The sequence below is a fragment of the Brevibacillus parabrevis genome (assembly GCF_003710905.1).
GTDB classification, from domain to species: Bacteria; Bacillota; Bacilli; order Brevibacillales; family Brevibacillaceae; genus Brevibacillus; species Brevibacillus parabrevis.
Genome location: NZ_RHHV01000009.1, coordinates 203,361 through 221,883, shown reverse-complemented (window position 1 = coordinate 221,883; position 18,523 = coordinate 203,361). Strand labels below are relative to the sequence as shown.

16 protein-coding genes and 1 other annotated feature (1 of these 17 running past the window's edge) are annotated in these 18,523 nt (G+C 52.2%); all 16 genes read left to right on the top strand.

Translation table 11 applies throughout. The features are described 5' to 3' along the window. Positions 1 to 223: a binding site (T-box leader), on the top strand (it extends 24 nt beyond the left edge of the window). A gap of 40 nt (positions 224 to 263) precedes the next feature. Beyond that, the gene (locus EDM60_RS12315) at positions 264 to 2,936 is read left to right on the top strand and encodes a valine--tRNA ligase (protein WP_122964242.1); all 2,673 of its coding nucleotides are present in this window, start codon (positions 264 to 266) and stop codon (positions 2,934 to 2,936) included. Positions 2,937 to 2,979: 43 nt separating this feature from the next. Then, positions 2,980 to 4,353 (top strand): bifunctional folylpolyglutamate synthase/dihydrofolate synthase, encoded by a 1,374-nt coding sequence (locus EDM60_RS12310; protein ID WP_122964241.1) that lies wholly within the window; start codon positions 2,980 to 2,982, stop codon positions 4,351 to 4,353. Position 4,354: 1 nt separating this feature from the next. Continuing rightward, the gene (gene murC / locus EDM60_RS12305; RefSeq protein WP_122964240.1) at positions 4,355 to 5,737 is read left to right on the top strand and encodes a UDP-N-acetylmuramate--L-alanine ligase; all 1,383 of its coding nucleotides are present in this window, start codon (positions 4,355 to 4,357) and stop codon (positions 5,735 to 5,737) included. A 135-nt stretch (positions 5,738 to 5,872) separates the two neighbouring features. After that, positions 5,873 to 6,874, top strand: a complete 1,002-nt coding sequence (locus EDM60_RS12300; protein WP_122964239.1) for a ketoacyl-ACP synthase III — start codon at positions 5,873 to 5,875, stop codon at positions 6,872 to 6,874. 144 nt (positions 6,875 to 7,018) lie between these two features. Beyond that, positions 7,019 to 8,302: a hypothetical protein gene (locus EDM60_RS12295; protein WP_122964238.1), complete on the top strand. Its 1,284-nt coding sequence runs from the start codon at positions 7,019 to 7,021 to the stop codon at positions 8,300 to 8,302. Positions 8,303 to 8,472: 170 nt separating this feature from the next. After that, positions 8,473 to 8,712 carry a DUF4321 domain-containing protein gene (locus EDM60_RS29520; protein ID WP_122964237.1) on the top strand — a complete coding sequence of 80 codons (240 nt, stop codon included), beginning with the start codon at positions 8,473 to 8,475 and terminating at the stop codon, positions 8,710 to 8,712. Between the two features lie 8 nt (positions 8,713 to 8,720). Continuing rightward, positions 8,721 to 9,311, top strand: a complete 591-nt coding sequence (locus EDM60_RS12285) for a Maf family protein (protein ID WP_122964236.1) — start codon at positions 8,721 to 8,723, stop codon at positions 9,309 to 9,311. A gap of 101 nt (positions 9,312 to 9,412) precedes the next feature. Continuing rightward, positions 9,413 to 10,111 (top strand): RadC family protein, encoded by a 699-nt coding sequence (radC, locus tag EDM60_RS12280; protein WP_122964235.1) that lies wholly within the window; start codon positions 9,413 to 9,415, stop codon positions 10,109 to 10,111. 47 nt (positions 10,112 to 10,158) lie between these two features. After that, positions 10,159 to 11,202 carry a rod shape-determining protein gene (locus tag EDM60_RS12275; RefSeq protein WP_063230168.1) on the top strand — a complete coding sequence of 348 codons (1,044 nt, stop codon included), beginning with the start codon at positions 10,159 to 10,161 and terminating at the stop codon, positions 11,200 to 11,202. 15 nt (positions 11,203 to 11,217) lie between these two features. After that, entirely contained in the window at positions 11,218 to 12,204 is a 987-nt protein-coding gene (mreC, locus tag EDM60_RS12270) for a rod shape-determining protein MreC (RefSeq protein ID WP_122964234.1), read from the top strand. Continuing rightward, positions 12,205 to 12,729, top strand: coding sequence for a rod shape-determining protein MreD (gene mreD, locus EDM60_RS12265; RefSeq protein ID WP_122964233.1), 525 nt, complete (start codon positions 12,205 to 12,207; stop codon positions 12,727 to 12,729). It abuts the gene before it with no gap. 40 nt (positions 12,730 to 12,769) lie between these two features. Then, a complete protein-coding gene (locus EDM60_RS12260; protein ID WP_122964232.1) occupies positions 12,770 to 15,211 on the top strand; it encodes a peptidoglycan D,D-transpeptidase FtsI family protein in 2,442 nt (813 codons plus the stop codon). A gap of 113 nt (positions 15,212 to 15,324) precedes the next feature. Then, a complete protein-coding gene (gene minC / locus EDM60_RS12255) occupies positions 15,325 to 16,002 on the top strand; it encodes a septum site-determining protein MinC (RefSeq protein ID WP_122964231.1) in 678 nt (225 codons plus the stop codon). A 20-nt stretch (positions 16,003 to 16,022) separates the two neighbouring features. After that, the gene (gene minD, locus EDM60_RS12250; RefSeq protein ID WP_122964230.1) at positions 16,023 to 16,817 is read left to right on the top strand and encodes a septum site-determining protein MinD; all 795 of its coding nucleotides are present in this window, start codon (positions 16,023 to 16,025) and stop codon (positions 16,815 to 16,817) included. 58 nt (positions 16,818 to 16,875) lie between these two features. Next, positions 16,876 to 18,006, top strand: coding sequence for an FtsW/RodA/SpoVE family cell cycle protein (locus EDM60_RS12245; protein WP_122964229.1), 1,131 nt, complete (start codon positions 16,876 to 16,878; stop codon positions 18,004 to 18,006). Positions 18,007 to 18,240: 234 nt separating this feature from the next. Beyond that, the gene (locus EDM60_RS12240) at positions 18,241 to 18,441 is read left to right on the top strand and encodes a cold-shock protein (RefSeq protein ID WP_005832370.1); all 201 of its coding nucleotides are present in this window, start codon (positions 18,241 to 18,243) and stop codon (positions 18,439 to 18,441) included. Positions 18,442 to 18,523 lie beyond the last annotated feature (82 nt).

The following is an 18,523-nucleotide window of genomic DNA, read 5'->3' as shown; positions in this document are numbered from 1 at the left end:
AGGTCAGGAGCCCTTTTACAGAGAGGAGAATCAGTTGCTGGAAGATTCTCTAAGGAGACAATGGACTGAAGGTCGCCCGGGAGTTGTTTTTGGTGAACACGATGTGTCTAGCCGAAAGCGGTTCGCAGCCGTTATCTTGTTTGAGGGAACTTGCGATGGGCAGTTTTGCCTGTCGTCTGTTAACAAAGGTGGTACCGCGAAATGAAATCCTTTCGTCCTTTGGATGAAGGGTTTTTTTATTTTTTCTAGAGGAGGACCTAACTATGTCAAATCAGCCAACAACCGACATCGACCAATTGCTGCCGAAGAACTACGATCCGAAGGCAGCAGAGAGCAAATGGTATCCGTACTGGATCGAAAAGCAGTTTTTCAAGGCGGAACGCGACCCGGCGAAGCGTCCGTTCACAATCGTCATCCCGCCTCCGAACGTAACAGGCAAGCTGCATTTGGGCCACGCGCTTGATACGACGCTTCAAGATATCATCACGCGCGCCAAACGGATGCAAGGGTACAGCACGCTGTTCTTGCCAGGGATGGACCACGCAGGGATCGCCACACAAGCCCGTGTAGAAGCGACTTTGCGCGAAGAAGGAATCTCCCGCCACGACCTCGGCCGTGACAAGTTCATCGAAAAAGTATGGGAATGGAAGCATATTTACGCTTCGCACATTCGCGAGCAGTGGGAAAAGCTCGGTCTTGCCCTGGATTACTCCCGCGAGCGTTTCACGATGGATGAAGGCTTGTCCAAAGCGGTGCGCGAAGTATTCGTCCGCCTGTACGAAAAAGGGCTGATCTACCGCGGCAACCGCATCATCAACTGGGACCCGGCTGCCCGTACGGCTCTGTCCGATATCGAAGTTATTTACAAAGAAGTAAAAGGCGCGCTTCACCACATGCGTTATCCGCTGGCTGACGGTACTGGCTACATCGAAGTAGCGACCACTCGTCCGGAAACGATGCTCGGTGATACGGCAGTCGCTGTCCATCCGGAAGACGAGCGCTACAAGCATTTGATCGGAAAAATGGTCATTTTGCCGATTGTCGGCCGGGAAATCCCGATCGTAGCAGACACGTATGTCGATCCCGAGTTCGGTTCCGGCGCGGTAAAAATCACGCCTGCGCACGATCCGAACGACTTTGAACTGGGACTTCGCCATCAGTTGCCGCAAATCGTCGTCATGGACGAAACCGGAACGATGAACGAACAGGCAGGCATTTACAAAGGTCTGGACCGTTTTGCGTGCCGCAAGCAAATCATTAAAGATTTGACAGAGCAAGGCGTAATGTTCAAGGTAGAGGAGCACATTCACCAGGTAGGTCACAGTGAGCGCAGCGATGCTGTCGTGGAACCGTACCTGTCTACCCAGTGGTTTGTAAAAATGCAGCCATTGGCTGACCTGGCGCTTGCCAACTCCAACAGCGAAGAAAGCGTCAAGTTCGTTCCGGAGCGTTTCAAAACGAACTACTTGCGCTGGATCGAAAACATTCGCGACTGGTGCATTTCCCGCCAGCTCTGGTGGGGTCACCGCATTCCTGCCTGGTATTGCGCAGATTGCGGAGAAACCGTCGTATCTCGTGACGATGTAAGCGAATGTCCGAGCTGCCACAGCCACAAGCTGGAGCAAGACAACGACGTTCTCGATACGTGGTTCTCGTCAGGTCTGTGGCCGTTCTCCACGCTCGGCTGGCCGGAAGAATCCGAGGACATGAAGTATTTCTACCCGACCAATGTACTGGTTACCGGATATGACATCATTTTCTTCTGGGTAGCGCGCATGATGTTCTCCGGTCTTGAATTTACCGGAAAAAGTCCGTTTGAATCTGTGCTGATTCACGGCATTATCCGCGACTCCGAAGGCCGCAAAATGTCCAAGTCGCTCGGAAACGGTGTCGATCCGATGGAAGTGATCGAAAAATACGGCGCGGACGCTCTGCGTTTCACACTGGCAACAGGAAACTCGCCAGGGAACGACCAGCGCTTTTACTGGGAAAAGGTGGAGGCAAACCGCAACTTCGCGAACAAGATTTGGAACGCCTCCCGTTTTGCCCTGATGAACTTGACCGGATTCACTTACGACGATATTGATCTCAGCGGCGAGCTGTCGACGCCAGACAAGTGGATTCTCTCCCGTCTGCAAGCGACGATTACTGATGTGACGCGCCTGTCCGACGCATTTGAGTTTGGCGAAGCGGGCCGCGTGCTGTACAACTTCATCTGGGATGACCTGTGCGACTGGTACATCGAGATGGCGAAGCTGCCGCTCTACGGAAACGACGAAGCAGCGAAGAAAACGACCCAATCGGTACTCGTTACCGTGCTGGATCAAACACTCAAACTGCTGCACCCGTTCATGCCGTTCATCACCGAGGAAATTTGGCAGGCGTTGCCGCACCAAGGCGAGAGCATTACCGTAGCTCCTTGGCCTGCGGTCAATGAGCAGTGGATTTTCGCTGAGGCAGAGGGCGAAATGAACTTGCTGATGGAAATTATCCGCAGCGTGCGCAACATCCGTGCGGAAGTAAACGTGCCGATGTCCAAGAAAATCGAGCTGATGATCAAGCCGAGCGATGCGATCTCGGCAGAGCGTCTGGCTCGCGGCGAGGAGTATATCGCGCGTTTCTGCAACCCGGAGACATTGACGATCAGTCAGGACCTGGCGACGCCGGAGAAGGCAATGTCTGCGGTTGTGACAGGAGCAGAGCTGTTCTTGCCGCTGGCTGGGCTGATTGACATCGAGCAGGAGCTGAAGCGCCTCGACAAAGAGGTGGCTACCTTGAACGGTGAAGTGGAGCGAATCGAGAAAAAGCTGAACAACGCTGGCTTCATGGCGAAAGCGCCGGAAAAAGTAGTGGAAGAGGAAAAGGCGAAGATGGCCGACTACATGGAGAAGCGCGATAAGGTCATTGCGCGACTTGCCGAACTGAAAGGCGAATGATCCGCCGTACCAACGCATATTTTTGAGAATGGAGCATTGTAGTATGCATGCAGAAGCATCATTTGTTGAATACAAAGAAGCGCTCGACTGGCTGCATGGACTGCTTCGCTTCGGCCAGCGGCCGGGGCTTGAGAGAATGCAGTGGGTACTTGAGCAACTGGGTCATCCGGAACGGAGAATCCCGTTTATTCATGTGGCAGGCACCAACGGAAAAGGCTCGACATGCGCATTCCTGACGCAAATGCTGATGGAGGCGGGTTACAGTGTCGGGACGTTCACTTCGCCGTATTTGCTAGATTTCCGCGAGCGCATTCGCTACAACGGGAGCATGATCAGCGAGGCTGATCTGCTCTCGCTGGTGAATGAAGTGAAAGTCTTGAGCGAGCGCTGCGAGCAGGAGACGGACTTTGGCTCGCCTACCGAATTTGAAGTCATTACGCTGATCGCCATTCTCTATTTTTCGAGAGTGGCGAGACCAGCTGTCGTCGTATGGGAAACAGGGCTTGGCGGTCGGCTCGATTCGACCAATGTCGTCCTGCCGCTCGTTTCTGTCATCACGAATATCGGCATGGATCATACACAAGTTTTGGGCGATACGCTGCAGGACATCGCCCGTGAAAAAGCTGGCATCATCAAGCCGGGCGTGCCTGTTATCACTGGCGAGACACGAGAGGAAATTCTCGCTGTGTTCAAGGAGCGGGCTCGCGAGACGCGAAGCACGCTGTACAGCCTGCACGAGCATTTTTTTGCCGAACAGGTAGAAGAAGAGCTGGGACAGCAGCGTTTCCGCTACGGCAGCATCCATCGGCGCGATGAATCTATCTATCGTTTGACGATGAACGGCATTCACCAGACGACGAATGCAGCGATTGCTCTGATGACCATTGATGTCTTGCGCAACTATTTTTCGTTCTTGCTGGAAGAAGAAGAAATATCGCGTGGCTTGCAACAAACACGCTGGCCTGGTCGTCTAGAAGTCGTCTCGCCAAGACCGCTTGTGATTTTGGACGGGGCGCACAATCAGGAGGGAATGGAAGCGCTGGCCAAAAGTCTGGAGCGGCTTTTGCCGAACGATGCGGGTCTGCACCTGCTCTTTTCCGGCTTGGCTGATAAACCGCTATCCGAGATGGCGAAAGCACTCGCTCCCCTCAAGGAGCGAATCCAATCCTTATACGTAACGGAATTTGACTTTCCGCGTGCAGCAGATGCAAGCACGCTGCGCGAGGCGTTTTTGCAAGGCGGATGGGCAGAGGAAAACCTCGAAGCCGTCCCGGACTGGCAAACGTTTCTCCTTTCTTGGATGCGGGAGAAGCAATCAGCGAAAGCGGATGACTGGCTGGTCGTCTGCGGTTCGCTCTACTTCATCGCCCAAGTGCGCGCATTCTTTCCCACTACAGTAGAAGAGGCAGGTGAATAGGGTGGATCAGGCTAGGCACGTCCACTTTGTGGGCATCGGCGGATATGGCATGAGTGCCATTGCCCGCGTCTTGATCGACCTTGGATACAAGGTAACCGGCTCCGATGTCGCCATGAACGATTTGGCGAAGAAGCTGGAAGCGAGAGGGGCGGTCGTTCATATTGGCCACAATGCTGCCCATGTAGAGGGAGCAGACAGTATTGTTTACTCTACCAGCATATCCCCGGATAATCCGGAGGTAGTCGCTGCGGAAGCGCTGGGGATTCCGGTCATGCACCGCTCCCAAATGCTTGCCCAGATTTTAAATGAACGAACAGGCGTAGCTGTTGCAGGCGCGCACGGGAAAACGACTACGACGTCCATGATTTCGCATGTACTGGAAGAGTGCGGCGTCGATCCGACCTTTATTATCGGCGGCGAGCTGATGAACGCAGGCACGAACGCCAAGGCTGGCACGAGTGATTTTGTCATTGCGGAAGCGGATGAAAGCGACGGTTCTTTTCTGGAATACCGACCGATGTACGAGATTGTGACCAGCATCGAACCGGATCACCTTGAGCACTTCGGTGGCGATTTCAACAACTTGAAAAAGGCGTACGTCCAGTTTTTGAGCCATCTCAAGCCGGGCGGCAAAGCCATTTTGTGCATCGACGACGCGCATGTGCGCGAGGTGCTGCCTTCCGTTGCAGGTACAGTGGTAACGTATGCAATTGATCCGTCGTTTGCAACGCAAGCCGAGTTTCGTGCCGAGGCAATCGAGTGCGGAGATCGCTGCAGCACATGCCAGGTGTACCACCAGGAAAAGCTGCTCGGCACGCTCTCGCTTACCGTACCGGGCAAACACAATATCGCCAATGCGCTCGCTGCCATCATCGTCTGCCTGGACGCCGGGCTTTCGTTTGAGCAGATCGCAGGAGCTTTGACATCTTTTCGCGGGGCGAAGCGGCGGTTCCAGATCATCGGGGAAGCGCGCGACATTTTGGTAGTCGATGACTATGCGCACCATCCGACAGAGATCATCGCGACACTGAATGGGGCGAAAGCATCCGGCCGTCGGGTCATTGCGGTGTTCCAGCCGCAGCGCTACACGCGAACGTATTTCCTCATGGATGAGTTCAGTCGCGCTTTTGCCCAGGCTGATGAAGTAATTGTCACAGACATCTACTCTCCGGCCGGAGAAGCCAAAATCGAAGGGGTAACTTCCGAGGTGCTCGTCCAAAAAATCAGGACCAACAGCCATCCGCGCGCGCAATATATTCCGACCAAGGAACAGATGCAGGAAAAACTGTTCAAGGAATTGCAAGCAGGTGACCTGGTGCTGACCATGGGAGCGGGAGATATTTGGAAGTCTGCCTACTGGTTGGCGGAAAAGCTGGAAAAATAAGAAGCATACGCAGTGAAAGACCTGGTTTCGCAAAGAGCCAGGTCTTTTTTTTGTGGACAAAAACATAAAAATTAGTACCAGATAATAATATCTAGTGTTATGATGTGATTATAATAAACCGAGGTGATGATCGATATGATGAACACAAGTGTTGTACCATCCCGTCTCACAGCGATTGGAACTTATGTGCCAAGCCGTGTGCTTCGCAATGCCGATCTGGAAAAAATGGTCGAGACTTCGGACGAGTGGATTTTGCAGCGCACCGGAATACATGAGCGGCGAATGGCGGCAGACGATGAATTTACGAGCGACTTGGCGATCGCCGCTGTGCAAAATATGGCGGACACCTATCAAAAAGAGCTGACGGACGTCGATCTGATTCTGGTTGCGACCAGCACCCCGGACTATCCGTTCCCCAGCGTCGCGAGCCAAATCCAGGCTCATTTTGGCATCGCCCAGGCGGGGGCCATGGATCTTGCCGCTACGTGCGCAGGCTTTACTTATGCACTGCACACAGCGAATGCCATGATCAGCTCCGGACTGCATCGCAAAGTGCTGGTAGTAGCTGCCGAAACATTGACCAAAGTGACGGATTACACTGACCGGACGACTTGCATCCTGTTTGGCGACGGTGCAGGCGCTGTCCTCGTGGAGGCGGACGAGGAGGCTCCCGGTTTCCATGCAGCTTATTTAGGCTCCAAAGGAGATGGCGGAATCCACGTGTACCGCTCCGGGCTGTCGACAAACATGGATGGCAAACAACTGACGGGCGGGGGCTGCATCGTCCAAAACGGCAGGGAAGTGTACAAGTGGGCAGTCACGACAGTGCCAGTCGGCATGCAAGTCGTCGTTGACCGCGCGGGAATCACGCTGGACGAGGTGGACTGGTTCATTCCGCACAGCGCCAATCTGCGCATGATCGAATCGATTTGCGAGCGCAGCGGCTTTTCGATCGAGAAAACGTTGTACAGTCTGTCCTATTACGGCAATACATCGGCGGCTACCATTCCGCTGGCGCTCGGGCTTGGCATTCAGGAGGGCAAGGTAAAAGCGGGAGACAAAATTTTGCTGTACGGATTTGGCGGAGGGCTTGTCCACGCCGGGCTGTTGCTGACCTGGGACCCGAAAAAGGCGTAACTGCCGAGCAGCTTTTCCGCTTTTTGGAAAGAGCTAGATTTTAAACTGCTAGAGAATTTGCTAGATTTGCTAGATCATAGTCATAACCCGTCCCGCCCAGACGTAAGCTAGTACAAAGAGCCTGCAAGCTGGGAGGGCATGAGCGTGAACGGAGAAAAGAAAAATCATGTAACCGTCAAGATGAATGGAAGGTTTTGGGACGAAAAACGCGAGACACAAAAGCAGGAAGCAAGCGCAAAACGTACGCCAAAAGACGACACGCCGCGCGTGAAAATTCAGGGTCCAACCGTGATTCCGCCACAGAAAAAGGAAAACGACGCCTGGGAACGAATGATGCAGCTCAGAGGCGCAGCCCAGCGGGAGACGAGCAGGGATGTGACGCCAATTGCAGTCGAGTCATCGGAAGAGATCCCGTGGCAGGAAGAGGTTACAGAAACAACAGAAACATACGGCAGCTACAGTCACACGCCTGCCAAACGGCTCCTGTCGTTCTGGCCCAAGGCACCGATCTGGCGCACGGCTTTGACGACGGGCGGGGCTGTCGCAATCGGACTTCTTTTCGGATTTTTGGTGCTGAACATTTTTTCGCAGGAACAATTTTCGCAATCGTATGGAAGTGTGTTGAGCGATACCGTGCAAACGTTGACGGCCCAAGACACCGAAAGCGATTCGAGCGAGGAGCAGAAGCCGCCTGCTTCGTCTGAGGAGGCAGGTACAGGTGCAAAAACGTCTGGCGAGAATGCGCCTGCTGGCGAACAGCGCGATGTTTCGTTACAGGTGCCGCAAATCAGCATGTTCGTCGCACAGGCAGGTGTCTTCCAACCGGACGCCTCCAAGCAATCCGCAGTGGAGCCGCTGGCCAAGGCGGGGATTCCGCACCTGCTGTACAAAGATACAGACGGAGGCAAACAGTATATGTTCGCTGCTGCTGCCCCCACCAGAGACGCCGTACTGGGCTTTGCCAGCAGTTTGAAAAACAAAGGAATGGATGTATACGTCAAAGAATTTGCGTTTCCCGCTTTTCAGGGAGCAGTTCCGGTGAGCAAATCTGCTGCTGATGCAGAAGGACAGAAAGTGCAGGCGTTTTTTGACAACGGCGTGAAGCTCGCCAAGACGCTTTCGGCGCAATCGGGAATGATCATTACGTCGGGACAACTGTCTGCCACTCCGCAGGAAACAGCCGATCTGAAAGAGTGGCATCGCCAATTTTTGGAGGACAGCCGACTGATTCAGGTGCAGACTGCGTGGAAGCCGCTTTTTGAAGGAATGGTAAACGGGATCAATCAGGCACTGGCAGCCCGCGACAAGATGGCGGAAGCGAGTGCGGGAAAAAAAGGAGAAAGCGCCGAATCGTATGCGTGGCAAGTGCAGGCGGGCGTGCTCGGTTATTTGGAAAACTACGCGAGTTGGGTGCAATTGGCGCGTTGAGAGAAACGATGAGGTGGCGATCAGGCTTTCGCAAGATTTCTTGCAGGAGGCCTTTTCTTTTTATACAGTAACTACCAAGAGCAATCAGGGATTGTTTCACCCCTTCCCATTTGCTAAACTTATGGTTGGCAAAAAGAGAATCCCTTCTAAAAAGGGAGTTGGGAAAAGGAATGGGGAAAGAAACGCTTACACTCGTGTTTCTACTGGTAAGTGGTCTACTGTTTGGCAGCATCGTCGGGGAAATTCTCGGTCCCTGGGTGCCTTTTTTGACCAAAAGCAAGATGATCACATGGTCACCTGCGGCAGATTTAGAAATTTTGAAGTACGACCTGAACTTTCAGGTAAAACTAAATCTAGCCAGTATCGGGGGACTTGCCCTCGCGTTTTGGATACATCGACGGATAAAGTAGGTTGAAAAATGACGACGAAAAAACAGGATACTCTCATTCTTGCTTCATCATCGCCTCGCCGCAGAGAGCTGTTGCAGGCGCTGGGGATTCCGTTTACGGTAATGACGAGCGATGTCGACGAGACGACTGCGCCAGGCTTGTCTCCAAAAGAAGTAGTGGAAGAACTGTCTCTGCGCAAGGCAAATGCAGTGGCCGATCGCTTGACAGAAGGCGTCGTTCTCGGGTCCGACACGATTGTCGTCCTGGATGGACAAATACTGGGCAAGCCAGAAGACGAAGCGGACGCGTTTCGCATGCTGTCCATGCTTCAGGGGCGAGAACATACCGTTTACAGCGGAGTGGCCCTGATTGACGCAGCGATTGGACGCTCTGAGGTGGCGCATAGCCATACCCAAGTGAAGATTCGCCCGTTGAGCGAAGCAGAGATCAAGTCGTACATTGCAACGAAGGAGCCGATGGACAAGGCAGGCTCCTATGCGATTCAAGGAATCGGAGCCACGATTGTGGAGGGGATCACCGGAGATTACTTTACGGTAGTCGGATTGCCGCTGTGCTTGACCTCCAATCTGCTTGCGCGTTTCGGGATGTCCATTTTGTAAAGTTGTTTCGCTTTATTGAAAAGTGACAACGGCCAACCGCCCCATGACCTTCATCAGAGTCAGCCGTTGACGAATTTGAAAGAGGCTGGAGGCGGCGAAAAATGGCAGCAAATACCTGTAACAAAACAGACGTCAAAAACGTCCCTTACTATGACCGTCCACGTGAACGACTGCTTCGCGAAGGAGCGGTCCATCTGTCTGATACAGAACTTCTTGCCATTTTGCTGAGGACAGGCAGCGAGCGGGAGACAGCCTATCAGTTGGCGCAGCGCTTGTTAGCCAAATTTGGTGACTTGCGTGGATTGGCGCAAGCCTCTCACGCTGAGCTGAGAGAACTGAAGGGGATCGGCCAGGTAAAAGCGGTTGAACTGCATGCCGCTTTTGAACTCGGACGCCGCTTGGTGGGCATACCGCGGATAAGCCGTGCCTCCATCCGTTTGCCGCGCGATGTAGCTGACCTGATGTCGCCTGAGCTTGCTCATCTGACACAGGAGCACTTTGTCTGCCTCTTTCTAAATACGAAGAACCACGTGATTGGCAAGCAGACTATTTTTGTAGGCAGTCTGGACGCTTCCATCGTACACCCTAGAGAAGTCTTTAAAGAAGCGATCCGTCGTAGCAGCGCATCGGTGATTTGCCTACATAACCATCCGAGTGGAGATCCGACACCTAGCAGGGAAGATATCGCGATTACGCACACATTGCGTGAAGCGGGCGAACTGGTAGGGATTTCATTGTTGGATCATGTGATTATCGGGGATGGCAGGTACGTCAGCTTAAAAGAGCAAGGGTACTTGTAGGAGTTAATAATGCTTGTCATTTGTATATTATTGGAAGGAGTTTTTTTATGTTTGGTGGATTTACACGTGACTTGGGGATTGACCTCGGCACTGCCAATACACTTGTTTTCGTCAAGGGAAAAGGAATTGTCGTGCGTGAACCTTCTGTAGTAGCGATTCGCACGAACAACAATTCTATTGAAGCGGTGGGAAATGCGGCCAAAAGCATGATCGGCCGTACACCTGGAAACATCGTGGCTGTTCGTCCGATGAAGGACGGAGTGATCGCAGATTTTGACACGACAGCAACGATGATGCGTTATTTCATTAATCAGGCTCAAAAAAACCAGGGCCTGTTCAGCCGTCGCCCGAATGTAATGGTTTGTGTGCCTTCTGGCATTACCGCTGTAGAGAAGCGCGCCGTTGAGGATGCGACGAAGCAGGCTGGTGCGCGCGAGGCTTACACGATTGAAGAACCGTTCGCAGCGGCTATCGGAGCTGATCTGCCTGTTTGGGAGCCTACTGGAAGCATGGTTGTCGACATCGGTGGGGGTACGACAGAAGTAGCGATCATTTCTTTGGGCGGGATTGTTACTTCCCGTTCCATCCGCGTGGCTGGAGATGAGATGGACGAGGCGATCATCCAGTACATCAAGCGTCGCTACAACCTGATGATCGGGGAGCGCACAGCAGAGACCTTGAAGCTGGAGATTGGCTCCGCCATCGCACCGGAAGAACCGGAGAACGTCGATATTCGCGGTCGCGACCTCGTAACAGGCTTGCCTAAGACGCTCTCTGTCAGCAGCACGGAAATTGCCGAAGCCCTGGCAGAGACAGTCGCAGCGATTATCGAAGCCGTGAAGGTGACTTTGGAGAAGAGTCCGCCGGAACTTGCGGCAGATATTATGGATCGCGGGATCGTGTTGACAGGTGGTGGCGCGCTTCTGCGCAACATGGATCGTCTGCTCAGCAAGGAAACAGGTATGCCCGTGCACGTTGCGGAAAATGCGCTGGATTGCGTAGCGATCGGAACAGGTCGGGCATTGGAAAATATCCACCTGTTCAAATCGAAACAAGGCATCACCTCTTCCCGACAAAAACGGGGTAAATAAACGGAGGTTTCGGGCATGTCGTTTTTCGGGAATAAGCGGCTAATTATTGTACTTGTAGGCTTGGTCCTCTTAATCTCCGTCGTTGGCTTCACTTCTCGTGAACGGGATAACCTGACATGGCCAGAAATGTTTTTCAAAGATACGTTCAGCGTGGTGCAGGGCTTGTTTTATCGCCCTGCCCAAGCTGTTTCTGGCTTTTTTCAGGAAATTGAAGAAGCGTACAGTGTATATGAGGAAAATAAGGCATTGAAGGCGGGACTGGATCAATACGCCCGTTTGACAGCAGAGTTGCACGACCTCAAAGCGCAAAATGAACGTCTGCGCAAAGACCTGGAAGCGAAAAATACGCTGAAATCTTCGTATAATCTCCGGTTTGCGGAAGTCGTGGCTCGCAATCCCGATACGTGGAACAACGTGATTACGATCGATCTGGGACTGAAGAGCGGCATTAAAAAAGATATGGCGGTCATTACGGCAAAAGGGATGATCGGGCGTGTACAAAGTGTTGCCAACTTTTCCGCTACGGTTGAACTGTTGACAAGCTATGAGCGGCGCGATCACATTTCAGCGGATATTCAAGCCACGCAGGTTGTGGACGGCAAAACGATTTATGAGCCTATCAGCGGCGTCATCGAGGAATACGACCCGCAGGAGCGCTTGCTCGTCATGCGCAAAATTCCTTGGGGCAAAAAAATCGAACCGAAGCAACAAGTCATCACCTCTGGGCGCGGGGGAGTCGTTCCGCGGAATTTGCCGCTTGGCTATATTGTTCGGATCGTCCCGGATGACTACGGGCTGACTCAAACGGCTTACATACAGCCAAGCGCAGATTTTTCGCAATTGAGCGAAGTGATGGTGGTAGAGCGTGACTTTACCATTTCCCCGAACGGAGAGCTGATTCCGAAGCAGCCAACTGGAGAGGCGCCTGCGACAGGAGGAAAAACGGCAACGCCCAATTCGACGGGAACACCTTCCACTGGAACTGGCGGAGGTGGACAGTAGATGGCGAGGTTTTTATTGACACTGGGTGTCGTGGTCTTGTTTGTTCTGGAAGGGACAGTCATGCAGGTCCTCTCACCTGATCTATGGGGACTGTCATGGATGACAGTCCCTCGCTTCGCGCTCGTATGCTGTATTTTCATTTCCATGTATCTCGGCAGACGGGAAGGGCTGTACTACGGGTTGGCATTCGGATTTTTGCAGGATGTTTTGTTTGGACAAGTCATCGGCATTTATACGATGTCGATGATGGTTGCCAGCTATTTTGCCGGCTTGATTGTCTTGCTGTTCCAAAGGGGCATCGGAATGGTGTTCGTGACAAGCTTTTTGATTTTGTTTGGACACGAGTGGCTCTTGTACTCTCTGTACCGTCTGTTCTCGGTCGCTCCTTACGATGTGCAGTGGATTCTCACTCATCAAATTTTGCCAAGTGTATTGTTGAATCTCGTTTTTGGCCTGATTGTGTACGTGCCGATCAAGAACGGATGCAACAAGGTACTCGCCAAAAAGGAAATGCACATGGACTGAAATGGAGACGGGGAATTTCCCGGAAAGGAGAGGATCACTCGTGGAAGAAACCAAAGAACCCAAATCGCACATACCCGTGCGTCTTAATATTTTGTTTCTGATCGTCTTCCTGTTTTTTGCTGCGATCATTTTGCGGCTCGCTTTCGTCCAACTGGTTGAAGGGGAGCAGTATCGGCATGAACTGGAAAAATTCAGTATCCGCGAGTTGCCAATTCCTGCTCCGCGCGGACGAATCATGGACAAAAACGGCGAGGTGCTCGTATCCAACAAGCCTGTTTACACTGTTCAATACGTCGAAGAGCAAGGACAAGACATCGATGAAGAAAAAGTCGCTGACCGACTCGCGAAAATCCTGATTCCTGATATCGGAAAAACGGGAACGGACAAAGAGTTGCTCAAAAAGACGATCGACTTGGGCTCCACTTTGCCGATTGCTTTTAACAATGAGGAAACAAACGCGTTGAAAAGCAGAGTAGCTGCCAAGCTGCAAGCTGTTCCCAAGCAGGAAGCGGTGGACAGCATGTCCGATTTCGAGCTGGTGAAGACGGCTCTGTATGTAGGGTTGCGCGTACGTTCGCCATTTGATGACAAGCAGCGAAAAGACGTGATCAAAAAGCTCAATGCCAACAACAAGAGCGCAGAGAAAGCCTTGACGGAAGACAACGTTTCCGATTTTGAGCTGCTGAAGATGGCGATCAGCGCCAACATGCAGCTGACGCTCACGTTGGACAAGGAAGATCGCGATGCCCTCAGCAAGGAAGTGAAGGCGCAAATTCGCAAACTGCCTGCCCCCAACGGACTGTCTGACAAATCCGACATGGAGCTGTTGCGTTACGCCTCGCTGTTTGAACTGGATGTACAACTTCCGCTCAAACCGGAGCAGCGGCAATTTCAATGGCACAAGCTCTCACTTTTGCAGGAGATGCGCTCGCCGCAGATGGCGAGCTATATCCCGCGGCGTGTGAAGGTAAACATCACAGACAATGAGATGTTTCAAATCGAAGAACGCCGTACAGAGCTGCCTGGGATTAGCGTTGTGCTGGAGCCTGTCCGGCAAATTTTCCGGGACCCGGATGGCTCTGCTTTCGGAACGCACTTTCTCGGCTACATCAACGCGATTCGCCCCGAGAGCCTGAAAGAGTATCAGGCGCAAGGCTACAATGCGATTGACCGCGTTGGTGTCACCGGACTGGAAAGCTCCTATGAGAGATATTTGCGCGGCAAGGACGGCGTCATGGATGTCTTCGTAAACAAAAACTCGGAGACGGTGAAAAAGGAAATGCGGCCGGGAAGAGAGCCGGAGCCGGGCAACGACCTCGTGCTCGCGATGGACTGGCGCTACCAGAGCAAGGTGGAAGCGATCCTGAAAGAAGAGGTAGAGGCGTTTAAAAAGCGGCCTACTACACCAAAAGAGTTCAAGGATGCGCACGTTTTGGTAATGAATCCGAATACGGGCGAGATTTTGGCGATGGCCAGCTACCCGGATTACGATTTGAACCTGTACTACGATCGCAAGGCGTTCAACGAAAACTACACCTCGCTCATTTTGCCGAACGAGTCCAACCGGTTCATTTATACACCGTACCCTCCTGCCTCTACTTACAAGCCGTTGTCAGTCATGATCGCGTTGCAGGAAGGGCTGACGACGCCAAGCGAACCGATTAATGACCGTGGGGGCTTGAATGTCGGTACTTCTTACAAGCGCAACTGGAAGGCTGGCGGACACGGTATCGTCAACGCGCGCCGCGCTTTGCAAGTTTCGAACAATACGTACATGTACGAAATGGCGATCCGCTTGGCGAGAAAAGGTAAAGAAGGCTGGGAGAAACAATTTTCCGTGCTGGATTACTACAATGCCCAGTTCGGACTTGGCGTCAAAACAGGCATTGACCTGCCGGGCGAGAAGACAGGCTGGGAAAACCCGAACCTGTACTACGGGAACTTGGCTGACGCGATGATCGGTCAGTACGATTTGTTTACACCGATACAGATCGGGCAATATGTCTCGACGATTGCCAATGGCGGGTACCGGGTTCGTCCGCACCTGGTCAAGGAAATACGCAAAGGCACGACCGATCCGAAGCAAAAAGGACAGACGCTTGCACAAATTGAGCCGCAAGTTTTGAATCGGGTCAACATCGATCCCAAGTACATCCAGGTCGTAAAAGAAGGGATGCGCATGGTTACGCAGCCAGGCGGTACGGTTCAGCGTTTTAACGGGTTGCCGTTTGCCGTGGCGGCGAAATCCGGTACAGCGCAGACCGGAAAAAGTGCGGAAAACGCGCTGGTTGTAGGCTTTGCGCCGTATGAGAAGCCTCAGCTCGTGTTTGTCGTCGTCGCACCAAACAGTTTGCGGGACGGGACATCCAGTTCGGATGCGACTGGTCCGATCGCGCGCCGTTTGCTGGAAGCTTACAACGAATTGAATCCGGGAGTTTTGACAAACGGAGTACCGATTCCAAATCCGCCCTCCTCTAAATAAATAACGGGACGAGACCTTCGCCCAGCAGCATTTGACCCGATTCGGCAAATTTTTCATGCAGAGCAGGAGAAATCTTTCTGTATGGCGAATGGTATCGGTCGAGGTGAAACCGGGTGACGACTGTGAAAAGCAAGGTCACAATCAAAGGGACTAAAGAAGGTCTCGTCTTCTTTATGGATGATGCCTGTTCCTTCGACGAACTGCTGGCCGATGTGCGTGAAAAAATAGAGCATAGCCACCAACAGATATTGTCGGGGCCACTGATACGGGTATCCATAAAATTGGGGAAACGTTACTGCACTCCTGAACAACAGGAGCAGTTGACACAAATTATCCGGCAAAAAGGAAACCTGGTGATTCACACGATCGAAGCCGACGTGATCACACGGGAGGAAGCTTTTGCTGAACGCCTAAAAACCCATTTTTCCATACAGGTAAACACCGTTCGCTCTGGTCAAGTATTGGAGTTTGACGGAGATTTGCTTTTATTGGGGGATGTCAATCCCGGGGGAACGGTTCGCAGTACAGGAAGCATTTATGTGCTAGGTCATCTGCGTGGTTACGCCCATGCAGGTATTTCCGGCGATGCACAGGTGATTATAGCGGCTGCGGTCATGAGTCCTACCCAGTTGCGGATTGCCGATGTGATCAGCAAGCCTGGAGAAGAATGGACGAATCATTCCGGAGGGACAGAGTTTGCCTATCTGGACAATGAGACCATGCTCGTAGCAAAAATGAACTACTTGTCGCGAATACGCCCGGATCTTGGCGCGAACAAGCGTGAGGGTTGAGGGAAAGAGGAGGAACGGACGTGGGTATTGGAATAGTCGTAACTTCAGGAAAAGGCGGCGTGGGCAAGACGACCACATCCGCGAATTTGGGAACAGCACTTGCATTGCTGGGCCAAAAGGTGTGCATGGTAGATACTGATATCGGTTTGCGCAATCTCGACGTGGTCATGGGTCTTGAGAACCGGATCATCTACGATCTGGTGGACGTGGCAGAAGGCGCTTGCCGACTTCCGCAAGCGCTGATCAAGGACAAGCGCTTCGAGAACCTTTCCCTGCTGCCTGCTGCCCAGACAAAGGACAAATCGGCAGTCTCGCCTGAGCAGATGGAGGAAATCATCACGCAGCTCAAGCGTGAATTTGATTACGTGATTATCGACTGCCCGGCAGGCATCGAGCAAGGTTTCCGCAACGCAGTAGCGGGAGCCGATCAGGCCATCGTCGTGACGACTCCAGAAAAGGCGGCTGTCCGTGACGCGGACCGCATTATCGGCCTTTTGGAGCGGGAAAAAGTGGGGATGCCAAAGCTCGTCATCAATCGCGTGCGCTCTCACATGGTAAAAAACGGCGACATGCTTGACGTGGAAGATATTTTGGATTTGCTTGCCATTGACTTGATCGGTGTCGTGCCTGATGATGATCATGTCATCAAATCGGCCAATCAGGGCGAGCCTGCTGTCATGAATCATGAATCGCGTGCGTCGATCGCGTATCGCAATGTGGCGCGCCGCTTGCTCGGAGAAGCCGTTCCTCTGCAACCGCTGGAGGAAAAGGCTGGGGTCTTCACGAAAATGCGCAAATTTTTTGGGTTAAAATAGGGTATACTTGGCTCCCCTTCTGTTAAAGAGGGGAGTCACGTTTTCTAGGAGGAAAAACATGGACCTGGAAAAACGACATTTAAAATCGATTGACTGGACCATTATCTTGATTTTGGCCGGGCTTGGCATCTTCAGTTACTTGGGCATTTCCGGATCAGCTGCCGGATTGGACACGGCCCATCGACAGGTGATGTGGTACGTCATCGGATTTATCGTGCTCGGAGGGGTATTGCTTTTTGACTATCGGCTCTTTCACAACTTCTCCTACGTCTTGTACACGTTGGGGCTGATTTTGCTGATCGGAGTCTTTAAGACAACGCCGATCAACAACACGACGAGCTGGTATAACTTGGGGCCTGTGTTGTTCCAGCCTTCAGAACCGATGAAGCTGTTTACGATTTTGACGGTCGCCCGCTTCATGTCCAAACGGGCGGAGGACCCGGATCGTTTTTACTATTTTTACAAGCTGATTCCGGTAGCGGCTCTCGTAGGCGTTCCTTTGCTTTTGATTTTGGTGCAGCCTGACCTGGGAACAGCGATGGTCTTTACAGGGATGCTTGCTACCATGCTGATCGTCGGTGGAATCCGGATGAAGCATGTATTGTACTTGGGCGGCATTATCGGTAGCTTTTTTGCGGCGATGACGCTTTTGTACGAGTACAAGCAAGATGTTTTTTTCAAGATCATCAAGCCGTACCAGTGGGATCGCGTCGTCTTTTGGATGGACCCCGATCTGGACCCGATGGGAAAAGGCTTTCAGTTGAAGCAGGCACTGATCTCGATTGGTTCGGGCCAACTGTTCGGAAAAGGTATTAACACGCCGACACAGGCGAGCTTTGGCTGGGTGCCTGTCGGGGAAAGCGATTTTATTTTCACGGTCATTGCCGAAAAGCTCGGCTTCATGGGCGCAGGGCTGTTGATGATTTTGTTCTTCGCCTTGATTTACCGCATGATTCGCATCGCGATGGAAGCGAAAGATCCGTTCGGCTCCTACGTGGTGGCGGGCGTGGTGGGGATGCTCACCTTCCAGATTTTTGAGAATATCGGCATGACGATCCAGTTGATGCCGATTACAGGGATTCCGTTGCCCTTTATCAGTTACGGGGGGAGCTCGTTGATCACCAACTTTTTGATCATCGGGGTTGTCCTCAATATTGGCATGCGCAAGGATAAGTTGCGATTTGACTAAATGCGTGACAAATCGGAAAGTATATGATAAAATCATCCTAAGTTAACCATTTTTACAAGTTATAGTGGTTTGGATGATTGGTTATGGAGTCGTACGGTTGTGAGAGACGTCACCATTGGTCAATCGCAATTTGTCCGACTTTTTTCCTTGACGCAAAAGGCTTATCTGTAAAAAAGGGGTTAACGCTACACTCTTTCGCCTCATGGGGCGTAATGTTCAGGGAGGTTTTGTTTCATGCAACAAGGTATCGTAAAATGGTTTAACGCAGAAAAAGGATACGGTTTCATCCAAGTTGAAGGTGGAGACGACGTATTCGTTCACTACAGCGCGATCCAGTCTGAAGGTTTCAAATCTCTGGACGAAGGTCAAAAAGTTGAGTTCGAAATCGTTCAAGGTAGCCGTGGACCACAAGCTGCTAGTGTAACTAAACTGTAAACTTCGACAGATTCAGAGACAGTCTCTCAACAGGGAGACTGTCTTTTTTGCATTTTCGCCATACGCGAGAGCAACGAAGAAC